This is a genomic window from Paraburkholderia phymatum STM815, from assembly GCF_000020045.1.
In the GTDB taxonomy this organism is placed as follows: Bacteria; Pseudomonadota; Gammaproteobacteria; order Burkholderiales; family Burkholderiaceae; genus Paraburkholderia; species Paraburkholderia phymatum.
On the sequence record NC_010625.1, the window covers coordinates 125,134 to 148,904 of the forward strand.

A 23,771-nucleotide genomic window follows, 5' to 3' on the forward strand; every position below is an offset into this window, starting at 1 on the left:
CGCTCACGGGTTCTAGCGTCGCTCCACCACGACTTCGAGGTACTCGCTCGGCAGGACAAGCGTCGCATCGTTCGACCGGTTCCCGTCGTCGATCAGTGCGGTCAGGTCTGCGAGGAACGCGGCCTGCCGTTCCCCTTCGAGCGAGGCAAATGCCTTGTTCATCGGCCCATAGAACGTGCGGAACACCTCGATGAAATGTGCAGGCGAACGGTAGCGGAACGTGAAATCGCGGCTGGTCGCAGTGATGTTCCGGGCGGTGCCGTCGAACAACGCGTCGAGGCGCGCCTTCGTTCCCCAGAGCGCTGGCGAATTCACGCCTGCGGACGGCGGAATGTACTTGCCGATCATCTTGAACAGCTTCCCAATGAAGCTGTCCGGCGTCCAGTTGGCGAGGCCGATTCGTCCTCCAGACTTGCAGACACGGGCGAGTTCGGCTGCCGCTTTTTGCTGGTCGGGAGTGAACATCACGCCGAAGGTCGACATCACGATGTCGAATGACGCATCCGCGTAGGGCAGCGCTTCGGCATCCGCTTCCTGGAACTGCACCTTGAGCCCCTCCGCTTGCGCACGCGCACGACCTGAATCGAGCAATGACGCGACATAGTCAGTCGACGTGACCTCGCAACAGCGCCGCGCGGCGGCAAGCGTCGCATTGCCATTGCCTGCGGCGACGTCCAGCACGCGGCTGCCGGCGCGCAGATCGAGCGCCTCGCACAGGTTCTCCCCGACGATTTGCAGCGTGGTGCCAATCACGGCGTAGTCGCCCGTCGACCAGGCCGCCTGTTGACGGAGCTTGATGGCGGCGAAGTCTGCAACGGGTGCGAAAGGGGAATCGACAGCGGACATGAAGATCTCCTGAAAGACGAGGGGCGGAATCAGGCAAGCGGCCCGTCGGGATGCCGAGGTGTCGCCAAGCGATGTGTGAGCGCGGGCACTTCGGGCTTCCAGAGTGGGGCGATCGCTGCAGATCGCGTGAGTGCCAGTATCGGCACGTCAGCCGCGTGGAGGAATGTCCGGGCGTCCAGATGTTTTGCGCGGGACGCCGGAAATCGCGAGTCGATTCGAATGGCCGAAGACCATCAGGCCTTGCCAGCAGAGCGTGACCGGGTCGTTGCGTAAGCGGCCTGCCAGCTTGCAGCGCGCCCGCCGTCCCCGGCCGATGTCGGAACGTCGACGGCCAGCAGCCGAGTCTCGCGCTGTCGGGGTCGATTCCGAAAACATATTCTCGCCGCGCTTAAAATTTCACCGATTCCCGATCGGGTTGCAGTCGGTAAATGTGACGTGGCCGCGTGAGCAAGACCGGCGTTTGCGCCTCGAGCACGCCGCCTCAACGTACGGTATGACCGCCTTGTAAAGCTATAAGTCCAATAAATACCGCCTCGCCGCGTATGTCCATGCAAAAAGATAAAACGTCTTTTCCGGCCTTTTTGAATAAGGCGGAATTTACCTTGCTGAAATTGACATCGGAAAGAATCTCGCTAATTGGCCATTCGGCGGGCGAAAAGTATGTAAATTAAATTGTCAGACGGGTATTATTTACCCCGGTCGAGCGGCGGGCGCGAACGAGTTGCAGGGCCCCTTGCGCAGGGCGCTGTTCGCGTAACGTATCGAACAGGCGGCAGCGAGTCGCAAGATCGAATCCGCACTGCAATTCATCGCGAGTTCGAAAAGCGGCGCCACGGTCATCGCGAAACGCGAACCGCTGGCACGACGTCGCTACCTCGCAGAGGCGATCTCCAGGCCTTCATTTCCACGCATTGAGCAGACGGCTCATTGCCAATATCGATAAGCAGTACTGTGTAATTGGAAATCGGCGTTGCGCCGTTCTGAACATGCATTCGAACGACAACCTGATTTTTTCCTTTAACTTTCTCGAGAGAACTGATTTTCGATGATCAAGCGACGTCAATTTCTTGGCAGCCTGACCGCTCTTGGTGGCGGCTATCTCATGAGCGCGTATGGACAGGCTTTCGGAGCCGTCACCAGTGGAGCGTCACCCGACGGCACGACGATTCCTTCCGCGTCCGTCATCATCGACAAGATGGGATCGCAGTGGACGGTCAAGAACGGCGTCATATATCGCAACGGCCTTAAGGTGGGCAACACGTATAACGTGTCGCTGCTGCTCTGGTACGGTGGAAAGATCTGGCACATCGGTACGGGCGGGCAGTTCTATGTATGCGCTGACCTCGACGTCTGGCTACCATGCAGCGATCCGCGCGTTCCCGTCGCAGCCCCGGCGGGAATGTTCTACGGCATTAACGGGCACTACGACTATACGTACAAGCCGGCGCAGCTCGTATCGATCCTGAAGGGGATCGGCTGCACGACCTACCGCGTCGGATGTACCGACGATCCTGCCCAGATCAGCGCCGTTTCCAAACTGGCGCAAGCGTTCCAGTCGAATGGAATTTCGCTGCTGGTGCTGATCAACATGGGCATCTACGATTCGAATGGCAATCTGTTTCCAAGCGAGTCCGCCGCCTATAACCGCGGATTGCAGGCTGCGATGTCCGTTGCAAACGCACTCAAGCAATACGGCGTCACGATGTACGAATGTGGGAACGAGTTGACGCGGCAAAACGCGACGATTCTGGACTTCACCAACGCAGGCACCAAGGCAATCGACTTCAATAACCTGAACTGGCCTGTCATGCGCGGGGCCATGCGTGGAATGATCGACGGCGTGAAGGCCGTGCAGTCATCCGCCAAATGCGGCATCAACTTTTGCGTCGCCGATATCGGCGCCGCGGACGCGTTGTGGGACGGCATGCAGCCGGACGGCACGGGCGGTCACCCGAAAGTGCGTTGGGACATCACGACCTGGCACAACTACGAGGTGTATGGCGATATTTTCAACATCGGTATCGATGGCTCGGGACCGGGATTCGATCTGCCGACGTATTGCAAGGCCCGATACGGCGTGCCGTTCATGATCACCGAATGGAACACGGGACCCGAGAAGACTCAGGACTATCGCGCCAGCTACATTACGAAAACGCTGGGCAATTTCTATCAGGGGCGGAAAACGCGCAACGTTCAGTCGGTGATGTACTACATCCTCGATAGCGGCGACAATACGTTCGGCATTATGAAGGACGGCGTTGCACTGAATCCGCCGTACAGTGCGTTCGCTTCGTTCGTGTCGGGGAACCCCGACAACTGATGGCGGGATAACGAGCGAGCTGATCGAGCGCCACGGAACATCGCAGATCAAACCGTTCGTCTCTTTCGCGTCGAATAGAGATCCTGCGGTTGGGTTGCGTGCGGATGCCGTGCGACGCATCGCCAACCTAGTTGGACCCGTTACAGCGTTCGTGCATGTCGTATGCCCCGCAGGCCGGATATCGATCCGCCTTCGGGGCATGTGTCATCGCAAGCCTGAACCGCGTGACCCGTTCAACTGGCCAGCTTCGCCGCGGCTTTTGCCGCCGACATGTCGGCCACTGTTTCCTTGCCCGTTTTCATTTGCTCAACCCTCGCGTGCGAGCGCGCATATCGCGCGAACCTTGCGCGGCGGGCCGGTCGCGCAGCAGCAACGGCATCAATCGCCGGTTCGCTGTCTGCGCCGCCCACTCGCAATACGCGGCGCTACCGAGCACCCAGCCATTGAGCGTCGACTGCATCAGGTTATCCACCTCTCGTTCGTCGAGAGAGTGCGCACTGAAATCGCGGTAGGCCTGTTGGCGCTCCAGCGGCGTATCGCCGAGCGCGCGGTAGATCGGATGGTCCTTGATGAAGCTGTCGACACGCAGCCCGATGTGATGCGTGTAGCTCGACCACTGGTAGCTTCCAGGGTCGGCGACAAGGCGCTTGCGCACGGGCGCGTGATCGATGACCTGGCTCGCGAGCAGGAAGTAGCGGTCGGGCTCGATCACAGTCGCCCGGTAGCCGCCGCGCCACATTGCGCCGCGGCGTCCGTGACGGCGGTTGAAAGTCTCGACATAGCGACGGCAGACCGCCTGCATCGCCATCGCCACGCTGGATTCATATGAAGGCGTGACGAGCAACTGTACTGCGTCGGGCATCAGTACCCACGCGTGGACTGCCAGATCGGCGACGCGAGCGGCGTCTGCGAGGCAGGCGAGGAAGTACAGGTAGTCTCCCTCGTCCAGGAATGCGGGGCCCGTGAGCCCCTGCAACATTACGTGCTGCGGTTGTTCTGGGACGTAGTGCCGTGCAAGCCGTGTCATGCTGAATTAACCGGAAATCCGATGTGAGAAAGCGATCCGGCTGGGCCGGACGCGTGACGCTGCGTAACCTGTATTGGAAAGAAATTCTATCGACCGCGCGTGCGCGTTTAGATCGCGAATAGGCCTTTTTTCAGGCCTCTTTTCGTCGATTTGACGATGCCATCGGTCCCTTTTTGGCGCTGCAAATCGCCGTGCCGCGCGGCGCGAGGATGCAGAAAAAATGACGCCGCGCGTCGCGCCGGGTCGAGCGCACCGCGTGCGGCGCCGAGTCGCGATCTGCTTCTTCCTTGTTTTGCAATAAACGCAACTACCAGTCTGCCCGCTCAACCTCTCTCCATACGCCTTCGGCGCCGCAAAGACCAGGCCGGGTGCACCCGAGACCGGCTACCAAGACTTCTTCTTTCGCGACGAAGACTTCATTTCGATCACATCGGGCGACCGCTTGCGCTTGCCTGGCACCACGCCCATGCGCGGGTCCCGTTCGCGCGCGAGTTTGACCATTTGATGGGCGACGGTTTCGAACTCGGGATCGCGCTGAGACACATACAGCCATTTGCCAAGCACGGGATGCGGCGCGAGCACGGGGAACGCTTCGAGCAAGCCGGCTTGCCGGTCATGCGACGTGCAAACGACGAGCCCATTCCACGGCTCTTCGCCGCTGGCTACTGCGAGGTACAGCAGCCCATCAAGATAGGCCGCCTGGAAATTGAAGAACCGTTCGCGCGAATATTCCGGGTCGCGCTCGAGCGGCTCGAAAATCCACACAAGCGGATTTTCCTTCTTGCGTTTCGGGTTTAGATCGACGGGTTGCATGACGGGCTCTAAGTGGTATTCATCCGATCATATCGCCCCGCACATCGGTAAGTATGCGGCGTGCGCGGCCGTTTGCCTCTTTCACGTGAATCGCGCGAGAAACAGGTATCGTATCGGTCATGGTGCGCTGCAGCGCGCCGTCGAAACCCATGCAAATCAGGAGAAAGGAACAGCAATGGCAAAGAAGATCGAAACAATCGGCATCGTCGGCGCGGGCACGATGGGCAACGGCATCGCGCAGGTAGCGGCGGTCGCAGGGCTGAAGGTCGTGCTCATCGACGTGACGGACGCGGCGCTTTCGAAGGGCGTCGCGACGCTCACCGGCAGTCTCGCGAAGCTCGTCGAGAAGGGCAAGGTCGAAGCGGCCGCACGCGATGCCGCGCTCACGCGCATCGAGACGTCGACCGACTATCAGCGCCTCGCCAGCGCGGACATCGTCGTGGAAGCGGCGACGGAGAACGCTGAACTGAAAGTCCGCATTCTGAAGCAGATCGAATCCGTCGTGAGCGACGACACGATCGTCGCGTCGAACACGTCGTCGATTTCGATTACGGCGCTGGCCGCGACGATCGGCAGGCCGGAGCGCTTCGTCGGCATGCACTTCTTCAACCCGGTGCCGCTGCTGCCGCTCGTCGAAGTAATCCGCGGCGTGCAGACCAGCGACGACACTGCGACGGCCGTGCGCGAACTGACGGAGCGCCTTGGCAAGACGCCCGTCAGCGTCAAGAACGCGCCGGGCTTCGTGGTCAACCGCATCCTCGTGCCGATGATCAATGAGGCATTCTTCCTGCTCGCGGAAGGCACCGCGACGGCGGAAGAGATCGACGCTGGCATGCGCCTCGGTGCGAACCATCCGATCGGGCCCCTCGCGCTCGCGGACCTGATCGGTCTCGACGTGTGCCTGTCCGTGATGGATGTATTCCTGAAGGACTTCGGCGATTCGAAATATCGCGCGTGCCCGCTGCTGCGCGAACTCGTTGCCGCCGGGCGTCTGGGCCGCAAGACGGGGCACGGTGTATATCGCTACGATCCGAAGCACTGAAGCATCGCGAGTCATCCCAGTTCGAACGTCGTGACGCCATAAAGCCGCATGAGCGGATGGTCCGGCGCGCGCTTCGTGTACATGCGCGCCGTTTCGAATACGCTCGTCAGCCGATGCCGTTCGGCAAGCGCGACGGCCGCCGAGTTGAGTTCGGGCACGTCGAGCGTCACGGTCTCTCCGGCGCAACGCGCGACAAGCGCCGTAAACAGGGCTTCGGCGATGTGCTTGTCGTCTGCGAAAAGCGGCCCGATCTTGCGTCCCTCACGGCAGCGTCGAAGGACGCCATAACCGCGAATCTGCCCGTCGCCGATGTGGGCGAGTGACACCGCACCCGGTTGATCGATCCAGGCGCGCAAGAACGCCGCACGCGGCGCAGGAAAGAAGCGGCCGTCATACGACGCGAGTTGTTCGAACGGCAACTGACGCGCATCGACTAACATAGCCTCGTCGCGTGAAGCATCGGCGTCGGCGATGCCCTGAAAGCGAATGTTCCGGTACGCGAGCTCAAAGCCCGACTTTCTGTAGTTCGGCTGCTGCGCAACCACGCCATCGAGTCCGATATTGCGCTTGCCGAGATAGTCGATGCCATGCTGCCAGATGCGCAAGCCGAAGCCCTTGCCGCGAAATTCCGGCCTCACGATATACAGCCCGATGAAGCCGAATTGACCGTCATAGGCGATGGCCGAAATCGAGCCGACGGCTTCGCCGCGCCATTCGCCGACGAAGAATCCCTTCGGGTCTGCGCAGCGGAAGCAGGACGCGTCGTGCAAGCCGGGGTTCCAGCCTTCCCGCGCGGCCCATTCGATGGCGAGATTCACTTCGTTGGTGTTCATCGTGCGGACGATCAAGTCGCGTGCCGTGCTTGGCGCCTGTTCCATGATGTCTCCTTGTCGAGGCGGAAGGCCGTGTCGCATGAAGAGGTCATCTCAAGCCGCCTATGATGCCGCCAAAACCGATTCCGCGTCGGCGCGTGAGCCGGTGGTTCGTCAATTCAATCATGTTGGAAACGTGCGCGAAGCGTGATGCACGTTGGTGCGAACCAATAGAAAACGCCTTGTTTTTTGCACCTGCGCGCGGCATCTGCGCACCGCCGAAGGGATTATTCAGCGAACGCTAAAGTCGCGAATCGACACGCCGATATGCCGTAGTGGCAAGCGGCCCCACGAGAGCCGGCGGGCCATCTTTCTCTCCTTCCATTAACCGGGAGTGCGGTGTGACTCGTTCGATGTCGTACGCAGTGGCGCGCATGCCATGAAGCGCAATCTATTCTTCCGCCTGCTTGCGCGTCTGCGCGTGGGACGCAAGCTGCTGCTGATCTATCTGCTCGATCTGAGCGCCGTGGTGTACATCAGCGGTATTCTGATCCACGAGAAATATATTTCGATCGACTTTTCCAACAAGGAGATCGTCGGCAACGCATATATCGGCACGGTAAGCGACGCGCTGATCGACGTCGCGATGGCAGGCGCGGGGCGGCGTCCGCCCGCGGCGCGTCTCGAGGAGGCCCAGTCCGAACTGAGCCATACCGAGGCGCGGTACGGTACGCACCTGCAAAGCGCGGAACTGAATGCGCGCGTGCGCGCGGCGCTCGATGCGCTGGCTCGCGAACGGCAGCCCACTGCCGCACAGATCAACGAAGCACTCGACGCCTGCCGTGAGCTCGTGACGCGCGTCGGCAATCAATCGAACCTGATTCTCGATCCCGACCTCGACAGTTACTACGCGATGTCGCTGTCGATCCTGCGCTATCCGGCACTGCTCGAATCGGTGAACCGCATTGGCCGGCAGTTGCATGAAGGCGCGCACGCGGTGCGCTCGCACGACGAACTGCGCACGCGCTATCTCGTGCTCGAGGGGCAGCTCGATGCCGTGCTGCAGGGCATGCGCTCCGACTTCTCGGAAGCAGGCGCGGCCAACCACGCGCTCGACTCGACGCTCGGACCGTCGATGGCACGCATGCTCACGGCCGTCGAATCGTACCGTCACGCGGCGCGCATCGTCGTGGACAGCACCGGCCAGGTCGATCCTGCACTGCTGTCCATCGTCGACGTGCAGCAGCAGACGCTCGTGGCCAGCGTGCGCGACACCTGGCGGAGCACCTCGGTTCAGCTCGATGGCCTGTTGCATGCACGCGTGCGGGGCTTGTTCTCGCGCATGTGGCTGCATCTCGGCACTGCTCTCTTCCTGTTGTGCAGCATTCTGGGCATGGTCTATTTCGTTGCGCAGCAGATTTCCAGGCCGTTGCGTCAGCTCGCGCGCGTGATGGACACGGTGCGCCGGACGGGCGATCACGCGGTCCGTGCGAACTGGCACAGTCAGGACGAAATCGGCCAGCTGGTGCGCGGCTTCAACGATATGCTCGAACAGCTCGACCGCGAGCGCGACGTGCAGAAGGAACTCGCGGCCACAGCGCGTGCGTCCGCCGCGCAGCATGCGCTCGTCGAATCGACGCCCGTGCCGATGATGGTGACGGCCGTTCCTGGCCATGAAGTGCTGCACGCGAACCAGCCTGCGCTCTACTGGCTCAACGGCTGCACGACGGACCCGTGGGCGTATGGCCTGGATTCGTCGGTGCGCGCGCGGTTCTTCCAGCAGCTGTCCGACCGCGATGCCGTCGACGAATTCGAAGTGCGCTGGAAAGCGAGCACGGAGCCGACATGGGCGATGCTGTCCGCGCGGCGTCTGAACTTCCAGGGCCGCGATGCCGTGCTCACGGCTTTCACGCCGATTAACCAGATCAAGCTGATGGAGCAGCGGCTCGAGTTGTGGGCGAAGGTGTTTGAGGCGTCGTCGGAGGCGATCCTGATTCTCGATCAGGAGCGGCGTCTGCTGACGGCCAATGCGTCGTTTTATCGGGCGACGGGTTATCGTGCCGAAGATATCGCGGGCAAGCCGCCCGCGTTCATCGTCGCGGGGGCGAATAGCGGCGCGGTGATCACGGCGCTCGCGACGCTCGTCGACCGCTCCAGCTCATGGAACGGCGAAGCGCAAATCAGGCGGCGTCAAGGCGGCGACTATCCGGCGTGGCTGATGATCAGTGCAGTGCGCGACAAGCGCGGCAGCGTCTCGCACTACATCTGCACGCTGATCGATATCACCGATCGCAAGAAGAGCGAGGCGCGCATCGAGTTCCTCGCGGAGCACGACGTATTGACCGAGCTGCCGAATCGCGCGCTGTTCACGAAGCGGCTGGGCGTCGTGCTCGACAATGCCAAACACGCGCAACAGCGCGTGGCTGTGCTCTTCATCGATCTCGACCGATTCAAGGATATCAACGATTCGCTCGGCCATCATATCGGCGATGGCCTGCTGCGTTCCGTCTCGCGGCGGCTCGTGCAAGCGGTGCGCAGTGGTGACACCGTCAGCCGTCTGGGCGGCGACGAGTTCACGATGGTGCTCGCCGATGCGGGCAGCGCCGCCGATGTCGCGCGCACCATCGACGAACGATTGCTGCCGCTCGTGCGGGAGCCGCATGCGATCGGCGGTGTCACGCTGCAGGTTGCATGCAGCGTGGGCGTCGCGCTGTATCCCGACGACGGCGCCGACATCGAAACGCTGATGCAGAATGCCGATGCCGCGATGTATCAGGCAAAAGCCGCGGGACGCAATCTGGTGAAGTTCTTTTCGCCCGATATGGCCGAGCGCGCGCGGCAACGGCTCGCGCTTGAAGCATGCATGCGCACCGCAATCGAGCGGCGCGAATTGCGCCTCGCCTATCAGCCATGTCTCGATGCGCAAACGGGCGCGCTCGTCAGCGTCGAGGGCCTGTTGCGCTGGACTCATCCGCAACTGGGCGCGGTGACACCATCGCAGTTCATTCCCATCGCTGAAGAAACGCGGCTCATCATTCCAATCGGCGCGTGGGTGATCGACCAGGCGTGCAGGCAACTTGCGCGCTGGCGTAACGCAGAGATGGGCGAACTGCGCATGTCGATCAATCTGTCGGCGATCCAGTTGCGCGACGCCGATCTCGTCGAGACCTTGAGACACAGTCTCGTCACGCATGGCGTCGCGCCGCAGCGGCTCGAACTCGAGATCACCGAGACGGTGCTGATGGATAGCGCGGAGAACTACCTCGATGCGATTTGCGCGATTCGCGCGTTGGGTGTGAAGCTGTCGCTTGACGATTTCGGCACCGGGTATTCGAGCCTTAGCTATCTGAATCGCTTTCCGCTCGATCGATTGAAGATCGACAGGGCGTTCGTGCGCGACATGCTCGATGCCCCCGCCGATCTCGCCGTGATCAAGGCGATCATCGAGCTTGGACACGAACTGGGCTTGCGCGTGGTGGCCGAGGGCGTGGAAAGCGAGGATGAAGCGAACACGTTGCGCAGCATCGGCTGCGACGAATTGCAGGGGTTTCTGTATTCGGCGGCACTGTCAGCTGAAGAACTGGAAACGTGGGCGCAGCAGCGTATCGAAGCGGATGTCGAATGACGAATTGATGTCCGTGTGCAAAAAGTTACCGGCGCACTGTCATGACGACGCATTCGCGCGCATCTTCGGAATGCGCTCCGATCATCAATGCGCAAGGCAATGCGTTGTTTTCGCAGGTATTGGCGCGTGAATTGCATACTGCCCAATTTGATGGCGCCGATGCGCCAATCGACAGGGAGAGCGATATGAACCGCGATCAGCTGAAGGGCGTGGCGCAGCAGGTGAGGGGCAAAGTCAACGAGGTAGTCGGCAAAGCGACGGGCAATCGCAGGCAGCAACTAAAAGGCGATCTGCAACAGGCGACGGGCACGGCGCGCAAGGCATACGGCGACGGCAAAGCAAAGATCAGAAAGTTGGGCCGATAGCGTCGATTCGTCGTACCGGCCCTTTCATCATTCCGTCCACATCAGGCAGTCAATGATCGTGCCGCATGCAGCCCGTCGCCGGTTGTTGTGCAGCCTTGCGGCTCAGCAGCAGCGTGACGGCCGCCGACACGGCCAGCGTGGCGCCGACCACGTACAGGCCGGCTGAGTAGCCGCCCGTCACATTCTTGAGCCAGCCTATCGCGAAGGGACCGACGAAGCCGCCAAGGTTGCCGACGGAATTGATCATCGCGATGCCGGCCGCGGCGCCCGCGCCGGAGAGGAACATGCTGGGCATGGCCCACAGCGGCGCCTTCGCTGCACTGATGCCGACGTTGACGACGACGAGCGCCAGCACGATCAGCAGCGCGGTACCCGCCTGACCGGCGAAGATGAACCCGACGCATGCCAGCGCGCAGGGAATCACGACGTGCCACGTGCGCTCTTCCGTCTTGTCGGAGTGCCGTGCCCACAACACCATCGCGATCACGGCGAGGACGCTCGGAATGCCCGTCAGCAAGCCCGTTTGCAGCGCGCTGAAGCCGAACTGCCTGATGATCAGCGGCGCCCACAGGCCGAGTGTGTACAAGCCGGCCGAGGTGCCGAAGTAGATCAGCGCGAGCGCCAGCACACGCGGATCGCGCAGCGCGCTCAACGCACCCGCCGTATGGCCCGCGTGACCTTTGCGCTCGTCGGCCTCGGATTTGAGCCTGGCAATCAGCCATGCGCGTTCGTCGGCTTGCAGCCAGTGCGCTTTCGACGGCGCGTCGGTGAGGTACTTCAATACCACGAACCCGAGCACGACGGCGGGCAGCGCTTCGATGATGTAAAGCAATTGCCAGTCGGCGAGGCCGAACATCGGCGGCATCTGCATAATGGCGCCCGAGAGCGGCGAGCCGATGGCCGTCGAGATCGGCGCTGCCGCCATGAACCACGCAGCGGCCGCTGCGCGTTGCTTCGCTGGAAACCAGAGGCTCAGATAAAGAATGATGCCGGGAAAGAAGCCCGCTTCCGCGACGCCCAGCACGAAACGCAGCACATAGAAGCTGGTCGGTCCCGCCACGAACGCCGAGGCCGCCGAGATGATGCCCCATGTCACCATCACGCGCGCGATCCAGATTCGGGCGCCCACGCGATGCAGGATGAGATTGGACGGCACCTCGAACAGAAAATAGCCGATGAAGAACAGCCCGCCGCCAAGGCCGAATGCCGTCGGCGACAGGCCGATTGCCTTGTTCATCGTCATCGCCGCGAAGCCGACGTTGACGCGATCGAGGAAGCTGACGAAGTAGAGCAGCATCACGAATGGAATGATCCGCCACATGAGCTTGCGCGAGACCCGCGCTTCGAGTTCCGGTTGCATATGTCTCCTCCTTGGAGGTTAGCCGGGTAGTGCCGGCGGATTCGGTCTTCGCGCGTCGGTTGCCGTGCGCGGCCAGTTATCGTTGTGTGCGCGAAGCTTTGGGGGGATGTGTTACGCGGCCACGGCCGTCTTCTCGACGAGCGCGCACACGGCCGCCGTCACCTGCGCCGTCGTCGCCTTGCCGCCGAGGTCGCCTGTATGCAGCGAAGTGTCGGCCGTCACTGTTTCGATGGCGCTCATCACGCGCTTTGCGGCGTCAAATTCGCCGAGATGTTCAAGCAGCATCACGACCGACCAGAACGTGCCGATCGGGTTCGCGAGGCCCTTGCCCATGATGTCGAACGCCGAGCCGTGAATCGGTTCGAACATCGACGGATAGCGATGTTCCGGATCGATGTTGCCCGTCGGCGCAATGCCCAGGCTGCCCGCGAGCGCCGCGGCGAGGTCGCTCAGGATGTCGGCGTGCAGGTTGGTGGCAACAATGGTGTCGAGCGAAGCGGGGCGATTGATCATGCGCGCGGTCGACGCATCGACGAGTTCCTTGTCCCATTTGACGTCCGGAAACTCCTTCGAAATCTGCAGCGCGACTTCGTCCCACATCACCATCGCGTGGCGTTGCGCGTTGCTCTTCGTGATGACCGTCAGCAGCTTGCGCGGACGCGACTGCGCGAGACGGAACGCGAAGCGCATGATGCGTTCGACGCCGGCGCGCGTGAGGATCGACACGTCGGTGGCGGCTTCGAGCGGATGGCCCTGATGCACGCGGCCGCCCACGCCCGAATACTCGCCCTCGGAGTTTTCGCGGACGATCACCCAGTTCAGATCTTCAGGGGTGCAGCGTTTCAGCGGCGCGTCGATGCCGGGCAGGATGCGCGTCGGACGAACGTTCGCGTACTGGTCGAAGCCCTGGCAGATTTTCAGGCGCAGGCCCCATAGCGTGACATGATCGGGCACGTCGGGATCGCCTGCCGAGCCGAACAGGATCGCGTCCTTATCGCGGATCGCGTCGAGACCGTCGGCGGGCATCATCACGCCGTGCTCGCGGTAGTAGTCGGCACCCCAGTCGAAGTTCTCGAATTCGAAGCGGAAAGCGTCGCTCGTGCGTGCGAGCGCTTCCAGCGCTTCCTTGCCGGCTGGCACGACTTCCTTGCCGATGCCGTCACCGGGGATCGTCGCAATGCGATAGGTCCTCATGTCTCACTCCTCGAATGATTTGGAATGGGACTGACTTTATCCAACTGAGAACGCCATAACCGGTGCTAGACTCAAAGCATCTTTAACTTCAGTTCATCAATCGCACTGTGACCGACACCGTTCAACCCACCGATCTGAGCTTTTTTTCGACGCTGGCGGCCTCGGGCAGCCTGAGTGCGGCGGCGCGCGAGCTGGGGTTGACGCCTGCCGCCGTGAGCAAGCGGTTGACGCAGATGGAGCAGCGCGCGGGCGTTCCCCTCGTCAACCGGACGACGCGCCGGATGATGCTGACGCCCGAGGGCGAGGTGTATCTGGAGCATGCGCGGCGGATCCTCGATGAGATCGACGCGCTATCGGAACTGCTGGGAAGCGCGAGGAAAAGCCCGAAGGGTTTGTTGCGCGTCAACGCGACGCTCGGGTTCGGACGCAGTCACGTCGCGCCGGCGATTTCGCGCTTCGTGAGCCGCTATTCGCAGGTCGCGGTGCAATTGCAGTTGTCCGTCACGCCGCCGCCGCTCACCGACGATGCTTTCGATGTCTGCATCCGCTTCGGCGAACCGCCCGACAGCCGGGTCGTCGCGCGCCGGCTCGCGCCGAATCGGCGGCTGCTGTGTGCGGCGCCGTCGTACATCGCCGAGTACGGCGTGCCGCTCACGCCGCACGAACTCGTACGGCACAACTGCATCGGCATACGCCAGGGCGACGAAGCGTATGGCATATGGCGTCTCTCAACGGGACGCGGCGCGGCGCGCAAGACAGAGGCGGTGCGCATCAACGGCAATCTGACGACCAACGACGGCGAGATTGCAGTGAAATGGGCGCTCGAAGGGCACGGCATTTTGATGCGCGCGGAGTGGGACATCAACGAATATCTCGCGGATAGGCGGCTGGTGCAGGTGCTGCCCGCGTATGAGACGCCGGGCGCCGACATCTTCGCGGTGTATTCGCAAAGGCATCAGATGTCGGCGCGGATCCGGACGTTCGTCGATTTCATCGCGGGGGAATTGAGGCAGGCGCGGGAGGGGTAGTGTCGCCGCTTGTCAGCTTGCGCGGCCAGGGCACCTGCTCATGCGTCTGCCAACCTTTACATGCCGGTTCGCGAACTCTAGCGCGAGTTCCAGGGTTCCACCGCGATCTCAACCCGCCGGTTCCGCGCGCGACCCTCGCGCGTGTGGTTGTCATCAAGCGGCGTCGCCGCGCCATTGCCGTTAACCGTAATGTGTTCGGGCGACACCCCGGCGTTTGCCAGCACCTGCAACACCGAGTGCGCGCGCAGCGCTGAGAGTGACTGGTTCGAGAGGCCTCCGGGGTTATCAAACGGCGTGTCGTCGGTGTAGCCAGTGAGATGGACCAGGATCTTCGGCCCTGCCGACGCGATGCCTCTGCTCGCTCCGCGGCACGTGACGCGTTCGCCGCTTTGACGACCAGCTGATCCAGCTTTTCGCTGAGCGCATGGTTCGGCACGGGCGCACGCCCATAGTGCTGCGCTGCACCAGCCCAGTGCCGCAAGGCATCATCATGATTCAGTGGGGTGGGACGCAATGCGGACTCGATTAGCCCCGCAAACCCTTGTCCCGCAAGCCTTTCGCCGCCCAATCGCCCATATGGCACACACCTTGCCTTAACACTCCCGTCGCGACTCAACGACGAGTCGCACAGCAGCAACCTCAAGCACCGACGAATTTTGGACAACGGCGTCCCCTGGATCTGGTCTCGCACCCGATTCACGGGACGCCGTAGTCGTTTACAGGCCCGGAAACATGACCGTCAAAGCCACATCGATCGATCTGCTGAACTGGCGCACGCCTCCTATGCGTGCATTTCACTTCGCGTGGATGGCGTTCTTCGTCTGCTTCTTTGCGTGGTTCGCATGCGCGCCGCTGATGCCCCTCATCAAGCAGGAGTTTCATCTGACGGCGGATCAGGTGGCGAACATCAATATTGCCGCTGTCGCGATCACCATTCTCGTGCGTCTGATCGTCGGCCCGATGTGCGACCGCTTCGGTCCGCGCAAGGTCTACGTCGCGCTGATGGTGCTCGGCGCGCTGCCCGTGCTCGGTGCGGCGCTCGCACACAACTACACGGCATTCCTGCTGTGCCGGCTCGGCATCGGCGCAGTCGGTGCGAGCTTCGTGATCACGCAATATCACACGTCTGTGATGTTCGCGGGCAACGTGGTCGGCACGGCGAACGCGACGAGTGCAGGCTGGGGCAATGCAGGCGCAGGCGCCGCGCAGATGTTCGTGCCACTGATGCTCGCGGGCATCGTCGCGCTGGGCGCGAGCAATGCCGATGCATGGCGCCTCACGCTCGTGCTGCCCGGCCTCGCCATGCCGCTGATGGCCGCGCTCTACTGGCGCTTCACGCAGGACTGCCCGCAAGGTAACTTCAACGAACTGCGCGTGCGCGGCATCGTGGTCGATAGCGGCAAGAAGGGCAGTTGGGCGAGCCTTCTCGCAGCGTCGCGCAACTATCGCGTGTGGATGCTGTTCGTCACCTACGCCGCGTGCTTCGGCGTCGAAGTGTTCATCCACAACGTTGCGGCCATTTACTACGTCGATCATTTCCAGCTCTCGCTGCGCGAGGCCGGCCTGGCAGCGGGCAGCTTCGGTCTGCTCGCAATCTTTGCGCGTCCGCTTGGCGGCCTGCTGTCTGACTGGGGCGCGAAGCGCCGCGGACTGTCCGCACGCTCGATGCTGCTCTTCATGCTGATCGCCGGCGAAGGCGCGGGCCTGCTGCTGTTCTCGCAGGCGAGCCATGCGGCGTTCGCCGTGGCCGCGATGCTGCTGTTCGGTCTCTTCACGCACATGGCGTGCGGCGCCACCTACGCGCTCGTGCCGTTCATCGATCGCAAGGCGCTCGGCGGCGTGGCGGGCATCGTCGGCGCGGGCGGCAATGTCGGTGCTGTGGCGGCGGGTTTTCTGGCAAAGGGCATGGGCGACCTGCATCAAACGCTGATGATGCTCGGCGGTCTCGTAACGGCATCCGCGATCTGCGCGGTCGCCGTGCGCTTCTCCGCCGAGCACACCGCACGTGAAGCCGCACTCGGCGCAACGAATTAAATCAATGAATCCCTCTCTGACAGGATCGGCGACATGAAAGTCATCGTTATCGGCCACGGCATGGTCGGCCACAAACTGCTCGAATGCCTCGCGGAACAGTCCGCTGCGCGCCTCGACATCACAGTGCTGTGCGAGGAGCCGCGTCCCGCTTACGATCGCGTGCATCTGTCGGAGTTTTTCTCGGGCAAGTCGGCCGACGACCTGTCGCTCGTCGCGCCCGGCTTCTTCGATCGCGACGACATGGTGCTGCGCCTGAACGCAAAAGCCGTGTCGATCGATCGTCACGCGCACACGGTGTCGACCTCGACGGGCGAGACACTCGCCTACGACAAGCTCGTGATCGCGAGCGGCTCATACGCGTTCGTGCCGCCCGTGCCCGGCCGCGACCGTCAAGACTGCTTCGTTTATCGCACGATCGAAGACCTCGAAGCGATGCAGGAGTGCGGCGCGCGTTCGAAGAGGGGTGTCGTCGTAGGCGGCGGCCTGCTAGGTCTGGAATGCGCGAAAGCATTGCGCGACATGGGTCTCGACACGCATGTCGTCGAGTTCGCGCCGCGCCTGATGGCGGTGCAGGTGGACGACGGCGGCGGCAAGACGCTACGCGGCAAGATCGAAGAACTCGGCGTGACCGTGCATACGCAGAAGAACACGCTGGAGATCGTAGACGGCGAAGAGGGCACGCATCGCATGCAATTCGCCGACGGCAGCCACCTCGATACCGACATGATCGTGTTTTCGGCAGGGATCCGTCCGCGCGACGAGATCGCGCGCGCGAGCGGGCTCGACGTCGGCCCGCGCGGCGGCATCGTGATCGACAACCATTGCCGCACGAGCGACGCCGACATCTACGCGATCGGCGAATGCGCGCTGTGGAACGGCCAGATTTTCGGCCTTGTCGCGCCGGGCTACGAAATGGCGCGTGTGACGGCGAAGCAGTTGCTCGGCGAACAGGATGCCGCGTTCGCAGGCGCCGACATGAGCACGAAGCTCAAGCTGATGGGCGTCGACGTCGCGAGCCTCGGCGATGCGCACGGGTCGACGGCGGGCAGCCGCACGTACCAGTTCAGCGACGAGCGCAAGCAGGTGTACAAGAAGCTCGTCGTGTCCGAATGCGGCAAGTATCTGCTGGGCGGCGTGATGGTCGGCGACGCGCGCGAATACGGTACGCTGCTGCAAATGATGCTGAACCGCATCGAACTGCCCGAGTCGCCGGAATTCCTGATCCTGCCGCAAGCCGATGGCAACGCAAAGCCCGCGCTCGGCGTCGATGCATTGCCCGAGAGCGCGCAAATCTGCTCGTGCAACAACATCTCGAAGGGTGCGATTTGCGCATCCGTCTGCGCAGGCGCGACGACTATCGGCGACGTGAAGAACGCGACGAAGGCGGGCACGGCTTGCGGCGGCTGCGTGCCGCTCGTCACACAGGTGATGAAGGCCGAGATGAAGAAGCAGGGTCTCGCCGTGAATAATCACCTGTGCGAGCACTTCCCGTTTTCGCGCCAGGAGCTGTATCACATCGTGCGCGTCGAGCGCATCAAGACCTTTGGCGCGCTACTCGAGAAACACGGCCACGGGCTCGGATGCGATATCTGCAAGCCTGCCGTCGCGGGCATTCTCGCGTCGTGCTGGAACGAGTTTGTGCTGAAGAAGGAACACGCCAGCCTGCAGGATTCGAACGACTACTACCTCGCGAACATCCAGCGCGATGGCACGTATTCCGTCGTGCCGCGCATGCCGGGCGGCGAAGTGACGCCCGAAGGCTTGATCGCGGTCGGCCAGGTCGCGCAGAAATACGGCCTCTACACGAAGATCACGGGCGGCCAGCGCGTCGATCTGTTCGGCGCGCGCGTCGAGCAGCTGCCGTCGATCTGGGAAGAGCTGATCGCGGCCGGCTTCGAATCGGGCCACGCCTACGGTAAGTCGGTGCGCACGGTGAAGTCGTGCGTGGGCTCGACGTGGTGCCGCTACGGCGTCGACGATTCCGTCGGTCTCGCGATCGATATCGAGAACCGCTATAAGGGCCTGCGCTCGCCGCACAAGCTGAAGTTCGCGGTGTCGGGCTGCACGCGCGAGTGCGCCGAGGCGCAGAGCAAGGACGTCGGCATCATCGCGACGGAAAAGGGCTGGAATCTCTACGTGTGCGGCAACGGCGGCATGAAGCCGCGTCACGCTGAACTCATCGCGTCGGATCTGGATCGCGATACGCTGGTCTGCTACATCGACCGCTTCCTGATGTTCTATGTGCGCACGGCCGACCGTTTGCAACGCACGAGCGTATGGCGCGAGAACCTGGAAGGCGGCCTCGATTATCTGAAGGATGTGATCGTTCACGACAAGCTCGGCATCGCGGCCGAACTCGAAGCGGACATGCGGCACGTGGTCGACACATACGAATGCGAATGGAAAAAGGCCGTCACGGACCCCGAAACGCGCAAGCGGTTCCGCCACTTCGTCAACAGCGACAGTGCCGACGACAACATCAGCTTCGTCGCGACGCGCGGCCAGATCCGACCCGCCTCCCCTGACGAGCGGCAGCAGCGGCCCGTGCGCATTCCCGTCGTCGTCGAGCAGTCGACGGAACCGGCCGAAACCGCTTAACGCTCACGCCCATCCTCATTCATCGATAGAAACGGAGATCGACATGAATAACGACCGTCTGCCGACTACCTGGACTTCCATCTGCGCGCTCGACGAAATCGTGCCGAACACGGGCGTCTGCGCGCTCGTCAACGGCGAGCAGGTGGCCGTGTTTCGCGTCGAAGGCGAACGCGGCGGCATCTACGCGATCGACAACTTCGATCCGGCCTCGCAGGCAGCGGTGCTGTCGCGAGGTTTGATCGGCAGTCTCGGCGAGCGCGTCGTGGTCGCGTCGCCGATCTATAAGCATCACTTCGACCTGCGCACGGGCGAGTGCCTCGAAGCGCCCGACAAATCCGTCAGCGCGTTCACGACGCGCATCGAAGACGGACATGTGTGGGTATCTGCCTGACTGCGGGCCTCACTTTCTAACGGACTTCTGCGATGGCGTGCGAGAACATCAAGACGGCTTGTCCTTACTGCGGCGTCGGTTGCGGCATGGTGCTGCACGTCGAGGAAGGGCAGGTCGTGAAGATTTCGGGCGACAAGGATCATCCGACCAACTACGGCCGCCTGTGCACGAAGGGCCAATCGGCGCACGTCGCGCTACGCAACTCGGGGCGCCTCGAAAGCGCATTCGAGCGTCGTACGCGTGATGCCGATCCGATCCCCGTTTCCGTCGATCTCGCGATTCCCGACACCGCGCGCCGTCTGCGCGCGATTCTCGACGAGCACGGTCCTGATGCGCTGTCGTTCTATGTGTCGGGGCAGATGTCGATCGAGGCGCAGTACCTCGTCAACAAGCTCGCGAAGGGCTTCATCGGCACGAACAACATCGAGTCGAACTCGCGGCTGTGCATGGCGAGCGCAGGCAGCGGCTACAAGCTGTCGCTGGGCGCAGACGGTCCGCCCGGTTCGTATCAGGATTTCGACAAGACGAATCTGTTCTTCGTGATCGGCGCAAACATGGCCGACTGCCACCCTATCCTGTTCTTGCGCATGATGGATCGCGTGAAGGCGGGCGCGAAGCTGATCGTCGTCGATCCGCGCCGCAACACGACAGCCGAGAAGGCCGATCTGTTCATGCAGATCAGGCCGGGCACCGACCTCGCGCTGCTCAACGGCCTGCTTCATCTGCTGCACGCAAACGGCCGCACCGATGCGCGTTTCATCGCCGACTTCACGGAAGGCTGGGACGCGATGCCCGCCTTTCTCGACGACTACACGCCGGAGAAAGTTGCCGCGATCACGGGCATTCCGGAAGCCGACATCCGCCAGGCCGCGCAATGGATCGGCGATGCGCCCGAGTTCGTCAGCTGCTGGACGATGGGCCTGAACCAGAGCACGCACGGCACCTGGAACACGAACGCGATCTGCAACCTGCATCTGGCGACGGGCAAGATCTGCCGTCCCGGCAGTGGCCCCTTCTCGCTGACGGGACAACCGAATGCGATGGGCGGGCGCGAGATGGGCTATATGGGTCCCGGTTTGCCGGGCCAGCGCTCGGTGCTGGTTGAGGAGGACCGCGTGTTCGTCGAAGACCTGTGGCAGGTGCCGCGCGGCACGCTCACGACGAAGCTCGGCAGCGGCACCGTCGATATGTTTTCGCGGATGTCGGCAGGCGAAATCAAGGCGTGCTGGATCATCTGCACGAACCCCGTGGCGAGCGTCGCGAATCGTCAGAATGTGATTGCCGGATTGCAGGCCGCCGAACTCGTGATCGCGCAGGACGCGTTCCTCGACACGGAGACCAATCGCTACGCGGACGTATTGCTGCCGGGCGCGCTGTGGGCCGAAGCGGAAGGCGTGATGATCAACTCCGAGCGCAACATGACGCTGATGCAGCAGGCGATCGATCCGCCGGGCGCGGCGCTCGCGGACTGGCAGATCATCGCGCGCGTCGCCTGCGAAATGGGCTTTGCGCATGCGTTCACGTATGCATCGGCGGCGGAGGTGTTCGACGAGATCGTGCGCGCCTCGAATCCGAAGACGGGCTACGATCTGCGCGGCGCGAGCCACGCACGCCTGCGCGAGACGCCGCTGCAATGGCCGTGCGCGCCCGACGCCGTTGAGGACCGCAATCCGCTGCGCTACGTCAACGACGGCGTTAGCCAGACGCTCAAGCTGCTGCCGGATGGCACGCGCCCCGCGCTCGCCTTTCCGACGGCGAGCGGCAAGGCGATGTTCTTCGCGCGTCCGCATGTGAATCCCGCCGAGATGCCGGGCGCCGAGTTTCCGATCGTGTTGAACACGGGCCGCTTGCAGCATCAGTGGCACACGATGACGAAGACGGGCAAGGTGCCGATGCTGAACCGGCTGAACCCCGCGCCGTTCATCGAACTGCATCCTGAAGACGCCGCGTCGCTCGGCGTGCGCGACAAGGATCGCGTCGAGATCCGTTCACGCCGTGGCCGAGCGGTGCTGCCCGCTGTGGTCACGGAACGCGTGCGCGCCGGCAACTGCTTTGCGCCGATGCACTGGAACGACGTGTATGGCGACGATCTGTGTATCAACGCCGTGACGAGCGATGCAATCGATGCTATTTCGCAGCAGCCCGAGCTGAAGTTCTGCGCGGTGGCGCTGACGCCTGTCGAAGCCGAACCGGCCGATGGCGTCGACGAGCCGGCACAGGACATTCACGAAGCACCCGTCGCCGCGAGCGCCGCGCCTCTGTCGCAGGTCTCGCACGACTGTCAGCAACAGGAACTGGATATGTCCCGTATCGACGCTCTCGCCGCCATGCTCGGCATCACCGACACGCCCGCGCCGACACTGGACGACGCGTCGCGCGTCTATGTCGCGGGTTTCATCAGCGGCATGCGCTCATCGCAAGGCGACGTCCGCGGCGTGCCTACGCTGCCCCCCAGCGCGCCGCTGCCCGCGGCTGCGCGCCTGTGGTTGGACGGCGTGCTCGCGGGACTGTTCAGCCGCGCGGCTCCGGATGGGGCCGCCGCGTTGCCTTCGGCTGCTCATCCCGCAGCGGACAGCGCGCCCGCCGTGCGCATCGCGCATGCGCGGCCCAAGGTCGTGCTGCTGTGGGCGTCGCAGACGGGCAACGTCGAATCGCTGACCGAGCAATACGCGACGCAGCTGATGGAGTCCGGCTTCGAGATTCGCATGTCGTGCATGGCGGACTATCCCGTCGCTGCGCTGTCGCAGGCGAAGTACGTGCTGCTGATGACGAGCACCTTCGGCGACGGCGATGCGCCCGACAATGGTCAGAGCTTTTGGAGCGCGTTGCAGGCCGATACGGCACCGCGCCTCGCCGATCAGCAGTACGCGGTGCTCGGCTTCGGCGATCCCAGCTACGACCAGTTTTGCGGCCACGCTCGCAAGCTCGATGTGCGCTTCGCGGAGCTGGGCGCGAAGCGCCTGCATGCGCGCGTCGATTGCGGCACGGACATCCAGCCCGCCGCCGACAAGTGGCTCGATGCCGTGATTGCGAAGATCAAGGAAGACGACGCGTCGCTGTACGCCGTGCCGGCGCAGGGCGTGATCCCCGCCGTGCTGCCGGGCGCGGCGCCATCGAAGACGAGTCCCGTGCAGTCGCGGCTGGTCGAAAATCTGCGCCTGAACCGCAATGGCTCGAAGGACACGCGCTACTTTTCGCTCGCGGTTTCGCTCGCGACGGGCGACTCGAACCTCGAATACGAAGCAGGCGATGCGCTGGGCGTGTGGCCGAGGAACTGCCCGGAACTCGTCGACGAGTTAATCGATCTGTCGGGCGTGAAGGCAGATGCATCGGTGCACGTGGCGGGTGTCGGCGACATGCGGGTCGCGGAGGCGCTGGCACGGCACTACGAAATCGCGCGGCCGAGTGTCGAAGCGTTGCAATTGATCGCCTCGCGCAGCCGCAACGATGCGCTCGCCAAGCTTTTGACGGAGGAGCGCAAGGGCGATCTGAAGCGATGGTTGTGGGGCCAGCAGCTCGCCGACGTACTGCACGAGTTTCCCGTCGATCTGTCTGCGGGCGAACTGCTCGGCGTGCTCAAGCGCTTGCAGCCGCGGCTCTATTCGATCGCGTCGAGCCCGAAGGCGCATGCGGGCGAAGTGCATCTGACGGTGGCCGCCGTGCGCTACAACAATGGCCGGCGCAATCGCAAGGGCGTGTCGTCGACCTTTCTCGCGGACCGCGCGCACGATGTCAGCGTGCCCGTCTTCGTGCAGAAGTCTGCGCATTTCCGTCCGCCGCGCAGCGGCGACACGCCGATGATCATGGTCGGCCCGGGCACGGGCGTCGCGCCGTTCCGCGGCTTTCTGCACGAACGCGCCGCGCGCGGCGCTCAAGGCCGCAACTGGCTGTTCTTCGGAGAACAGCATGCCGCGACTGACTTCTACTATCGCGACGAGATCGAAGGCATGCAGAAAAGCGGCCTCCTGACGCGGCTCGATCTCGCGTTCTCGCGCGATCAGAGCGATAAGGTTTATGTGCAGGACCGCATGCGCGAACAGGGCGCGCAACTCTGGGCATGGCTCGAGGAAGGCGCGCACTTCTATGTGTGCGGCGATGCGAGCCGGATGGCGAAGGACGTCGATGCGGCGCTAAAGGAAGTCGTCGCCGTGCACGGCGGCATGAGCGCGGAACGCGCGGTGGAATACGTCGGCGCGATGACGAAGGACCGGCGCTACGTGCGCGACGTCTACTGAAGCGGGCAGGGTGCGCGTCGCTTCGCGTCACGGGCGCCTGCCGCAACCCTCGGCGCATCTCGCGCATTTCCGATTAAATCG

General features: G+C 63.1%; 16 protein-coding genes. 9 read left to right on the forward strand and 7 right to left on the reverse strand.

Annotated features, from left to right (window positions below; all coding sequences use genetic code 11):
- Positions 1-12: 12 nt before the first annotated feature.
- Positions 13-846 carry a class I SAM-dependent methyltransferase gene (locus BPHY_RS28275; RefSeq protein ID WP_012404880.1) on the reverse strand — a complete coding sequence of 278 codons (834 nt, stop codon included), beginning with the start codon at positions 844-846 and terminating at the stop codon, positions 13-15.
- A 1,045-nt stretch (positions 847-1,891) separates the two neighbouring features.
- Between BPHY_RS28275 and BPHY_RS28280 the strand changes: the two genes are divergently transcribed.
- On the forward strand, positions 1,892-3,166 hold the full coding sequence (locus BPHY_RS28280; protein ID WP_012404881.1) for a hypothetical protein: 1,275 nt from the start codon (positions 1,892-1,894) through the stop codon (positions 3,164-3,166).
- Positions 3,167-3,464: 298 nt separating this feature from the next.
- On the opposite strand, the gene BPHY_RS28285 is transcribed toward BPHY_RS28280, so the two are convergent.
- Positions 3,465-4,193: a transposase gene (locus tag BPHY_RS28285; protein ID WP_041765577.1), complete on the reverse strand. Its 729-nt coding sequence runs from the start codon at positions 4,191-4,193 to the stop codon at positions 3,465-3,467.
- 384 nt (positions 4,194-4,577) lie between these two features.
- Positions 4,578-5,006 (reverse strand): hypothetical protein, encoded by a 429-nt coding sequence (locus tag BPHY_RS28290; RefSeq protein WP_012404883.1) that lies wholly within the window; start codon positions 5,004-5,006, stop codon positions 4,578-4,580.
- Between the two features lie 175 nt (positions 5,007-5,181).
- Here BPHY_RS28290 and BPHY_RS28295 point away from each other — a divergent pair, with 175 nt between their 5' ends.
- Positions 5,182-6,048: a 3-hydroxybutyryl-CoA dehydrogenase gene (locus tag BPHY_RS28295; protein WP_012404884.1), complete on the forward strand. Its 867-nt coding sequence runs from the start codon at positions 5,182-5,184 to the stop codon at positions 6,046-6,048.
- Between the two features lie 11 nt (positions 6,049-6,059).
- On the opposite strand, the gene BPHY_RS28300 is transcribed toward BPHY_RS28295, so the two are convergent.
- The gene (locus BPHY_RS28300; RefSeq protein ID WP_012404885.1) at positions 6,060-6,926 is read right to left on the reverse strand and encodes a GNAT family N-acetyltransferase; all 867 of its coding nucleotides are present in this window, start codon (positions 6,924-6,926) and stop codon (positions 6,060-6,062) included.
- Between the two features lie 373 nt (positions 6,927-7,299).
- On the opposite strand from BPHY_RS28300, the gene BPHY_RS28305 reads away from it, so the two are divergent.
- Both BPHY_RS28305 and BPHY_RS28310 read left to right on the forward strand, forming a co-directional pair.
- Positions 7,300-10,485, forward strand: coding sequence for an EAL domain-containing protein (locus tag BPHY_RS28305; RefSeq protein ID WP_012404886.1), 3,186 nt, complete (start codon positions 7,300-7,302; stop codon positions 10,483-10,485).
- Positions 10,486-10,670: 185 nt separating this feature from the next.
- Entirely contained in the window at positions 10,671-10,850 is a 180-nt protein-coding gene (locus tag BPHY_RS28310) for a CsbD family protein (protein ID WP_012404887.1), read from the forward strand.
- Between the two features lie 49 nt (positions 10,851-10,899).
- On the opposite strand, the gene BPHY_RS28315 is transcribed toward BPHY_RS28310, so the two are convergent.
- Together BPHY_RS28315 and BPHY_RS28320 are read right to left on the reverse strand one after the other, a co-directional pair.
- On the reverse strand, positions 10,900-12,210 hold the full coding sequence (locus BPHY_RS28315; RefSeq protein ID WP_012404888.1) for an MFS transporter: 1,311 nt from the start codon (positions 12,208-12,210) through the stop codon (positions 10,900-10,902).
- Positions 12,211-12,321: 111 nt separating this feature from the next.
- Positions 12,322-13,404, reverse strand: coding sequence for a tartrate dehydrogenase (locus BPHY_RS28320; protein ID WP_012404889.1), 1,083 nt, complete (start codon positions 13,402-13,404; stop codon positions 12,322-12,324).
- Positions 13,405-13,511: 107 nt separating this feature from the next.
- Here BPHY_RS28320 and BPHY_RS28325 point away from each other — a divergent pair, with 107 nt between their 5' ends.
- Positions 13,512-14,432 carry a LysR substrate-binding domain-containing protein gene (locus BPHY_RS28325; RefSeq protein ID WP_012404890.1) on the forward strand — a complete coding sequence of 307 codons (921 nt, stop codon included), beginning with the start codon at positions 13,512-13,514 and terminating at the stop codon, positions 14,430-14,432.
- Between the two features lie 77 nt (positions 14,433-14,509).
- On the opposite strand, the gene BPHY_RS44280 is transcribed toward BPHY_RS28325, so the two are convergent.
- A complete protein-coding gene (locus BPHY_RS44280) occupies positions 14,510-14,905 on the reverse strand; it encodes an OmpA/MotB family protein (RefSeq protein WP_083775919.1) in 396 nt (131 codons plus the stop codon).
- A gap of 259 nt (positions 14,906-15,164) precedes the next feature.
- Between BPHY_RS44280 and BPHY_RS28330 the strand changes: the two genes are divergently transcribed.
- From BPHY_RS28330 to BPHY_RS28345, 4 genes are read left to right on the forward strand one after another with little or no spacing between them, the layout of a single operon-like run.
- Positions 15,165-16,466 carry an MFS transporter gene (locus BPHY_RS28330; RefSeq protein WP_012404891.1) on the forward strand — a complete coding sequence of 434 codons (1,302 nt, stop codon included), beginning with the start codon at positions 15,165-15,167 and terminating at the stop codon, positions 16,464-16,466.
- Between the two features lie 33 nt (positions 16,467-16,499).
- On the forward strand, positions 16,500-19,064 hold the full coding sequence (gene nirB, locus BPHY_RS28335) for a nitrite reductase large subunit NirB (protein ID WP_012404892.1): 2,565 nt from the start codon (positions 16,500-16,502) through the stop codon (positions 19,062-19,064).
- A 43-nt stretch (positions 19,065-19,107) separates the two neighbouring features.
- On the forward strand, positions 19,108-19,455 hold the full coding sequence (gene nirD / locus BPHY_RS28340) for a nitrite reductase small subunit NirD (RefSeq protein ID WP_012404893.1): 348 nt from the start codon (positions 19,108-19,110) through the stop codon (positions 19,453-19,455).
- Between the two features lie 32 nt (positions 19,456-19,487).
- On the forward strand, positions 19,488-23,690 hold the full coding sequence (locus BPHY_RS28345) for a bifunctional nitrate reductase/sulfite reductase flavoprotein subunit alpha (RefSeq protein ID WP_012404894.1): 4,203 nt from the start codon (positions 19,488-19,490) through the stop codon (positions 23,688-23,690).
- Positions 23,691-23,771 lie beyond the last annotated feature (81 nt).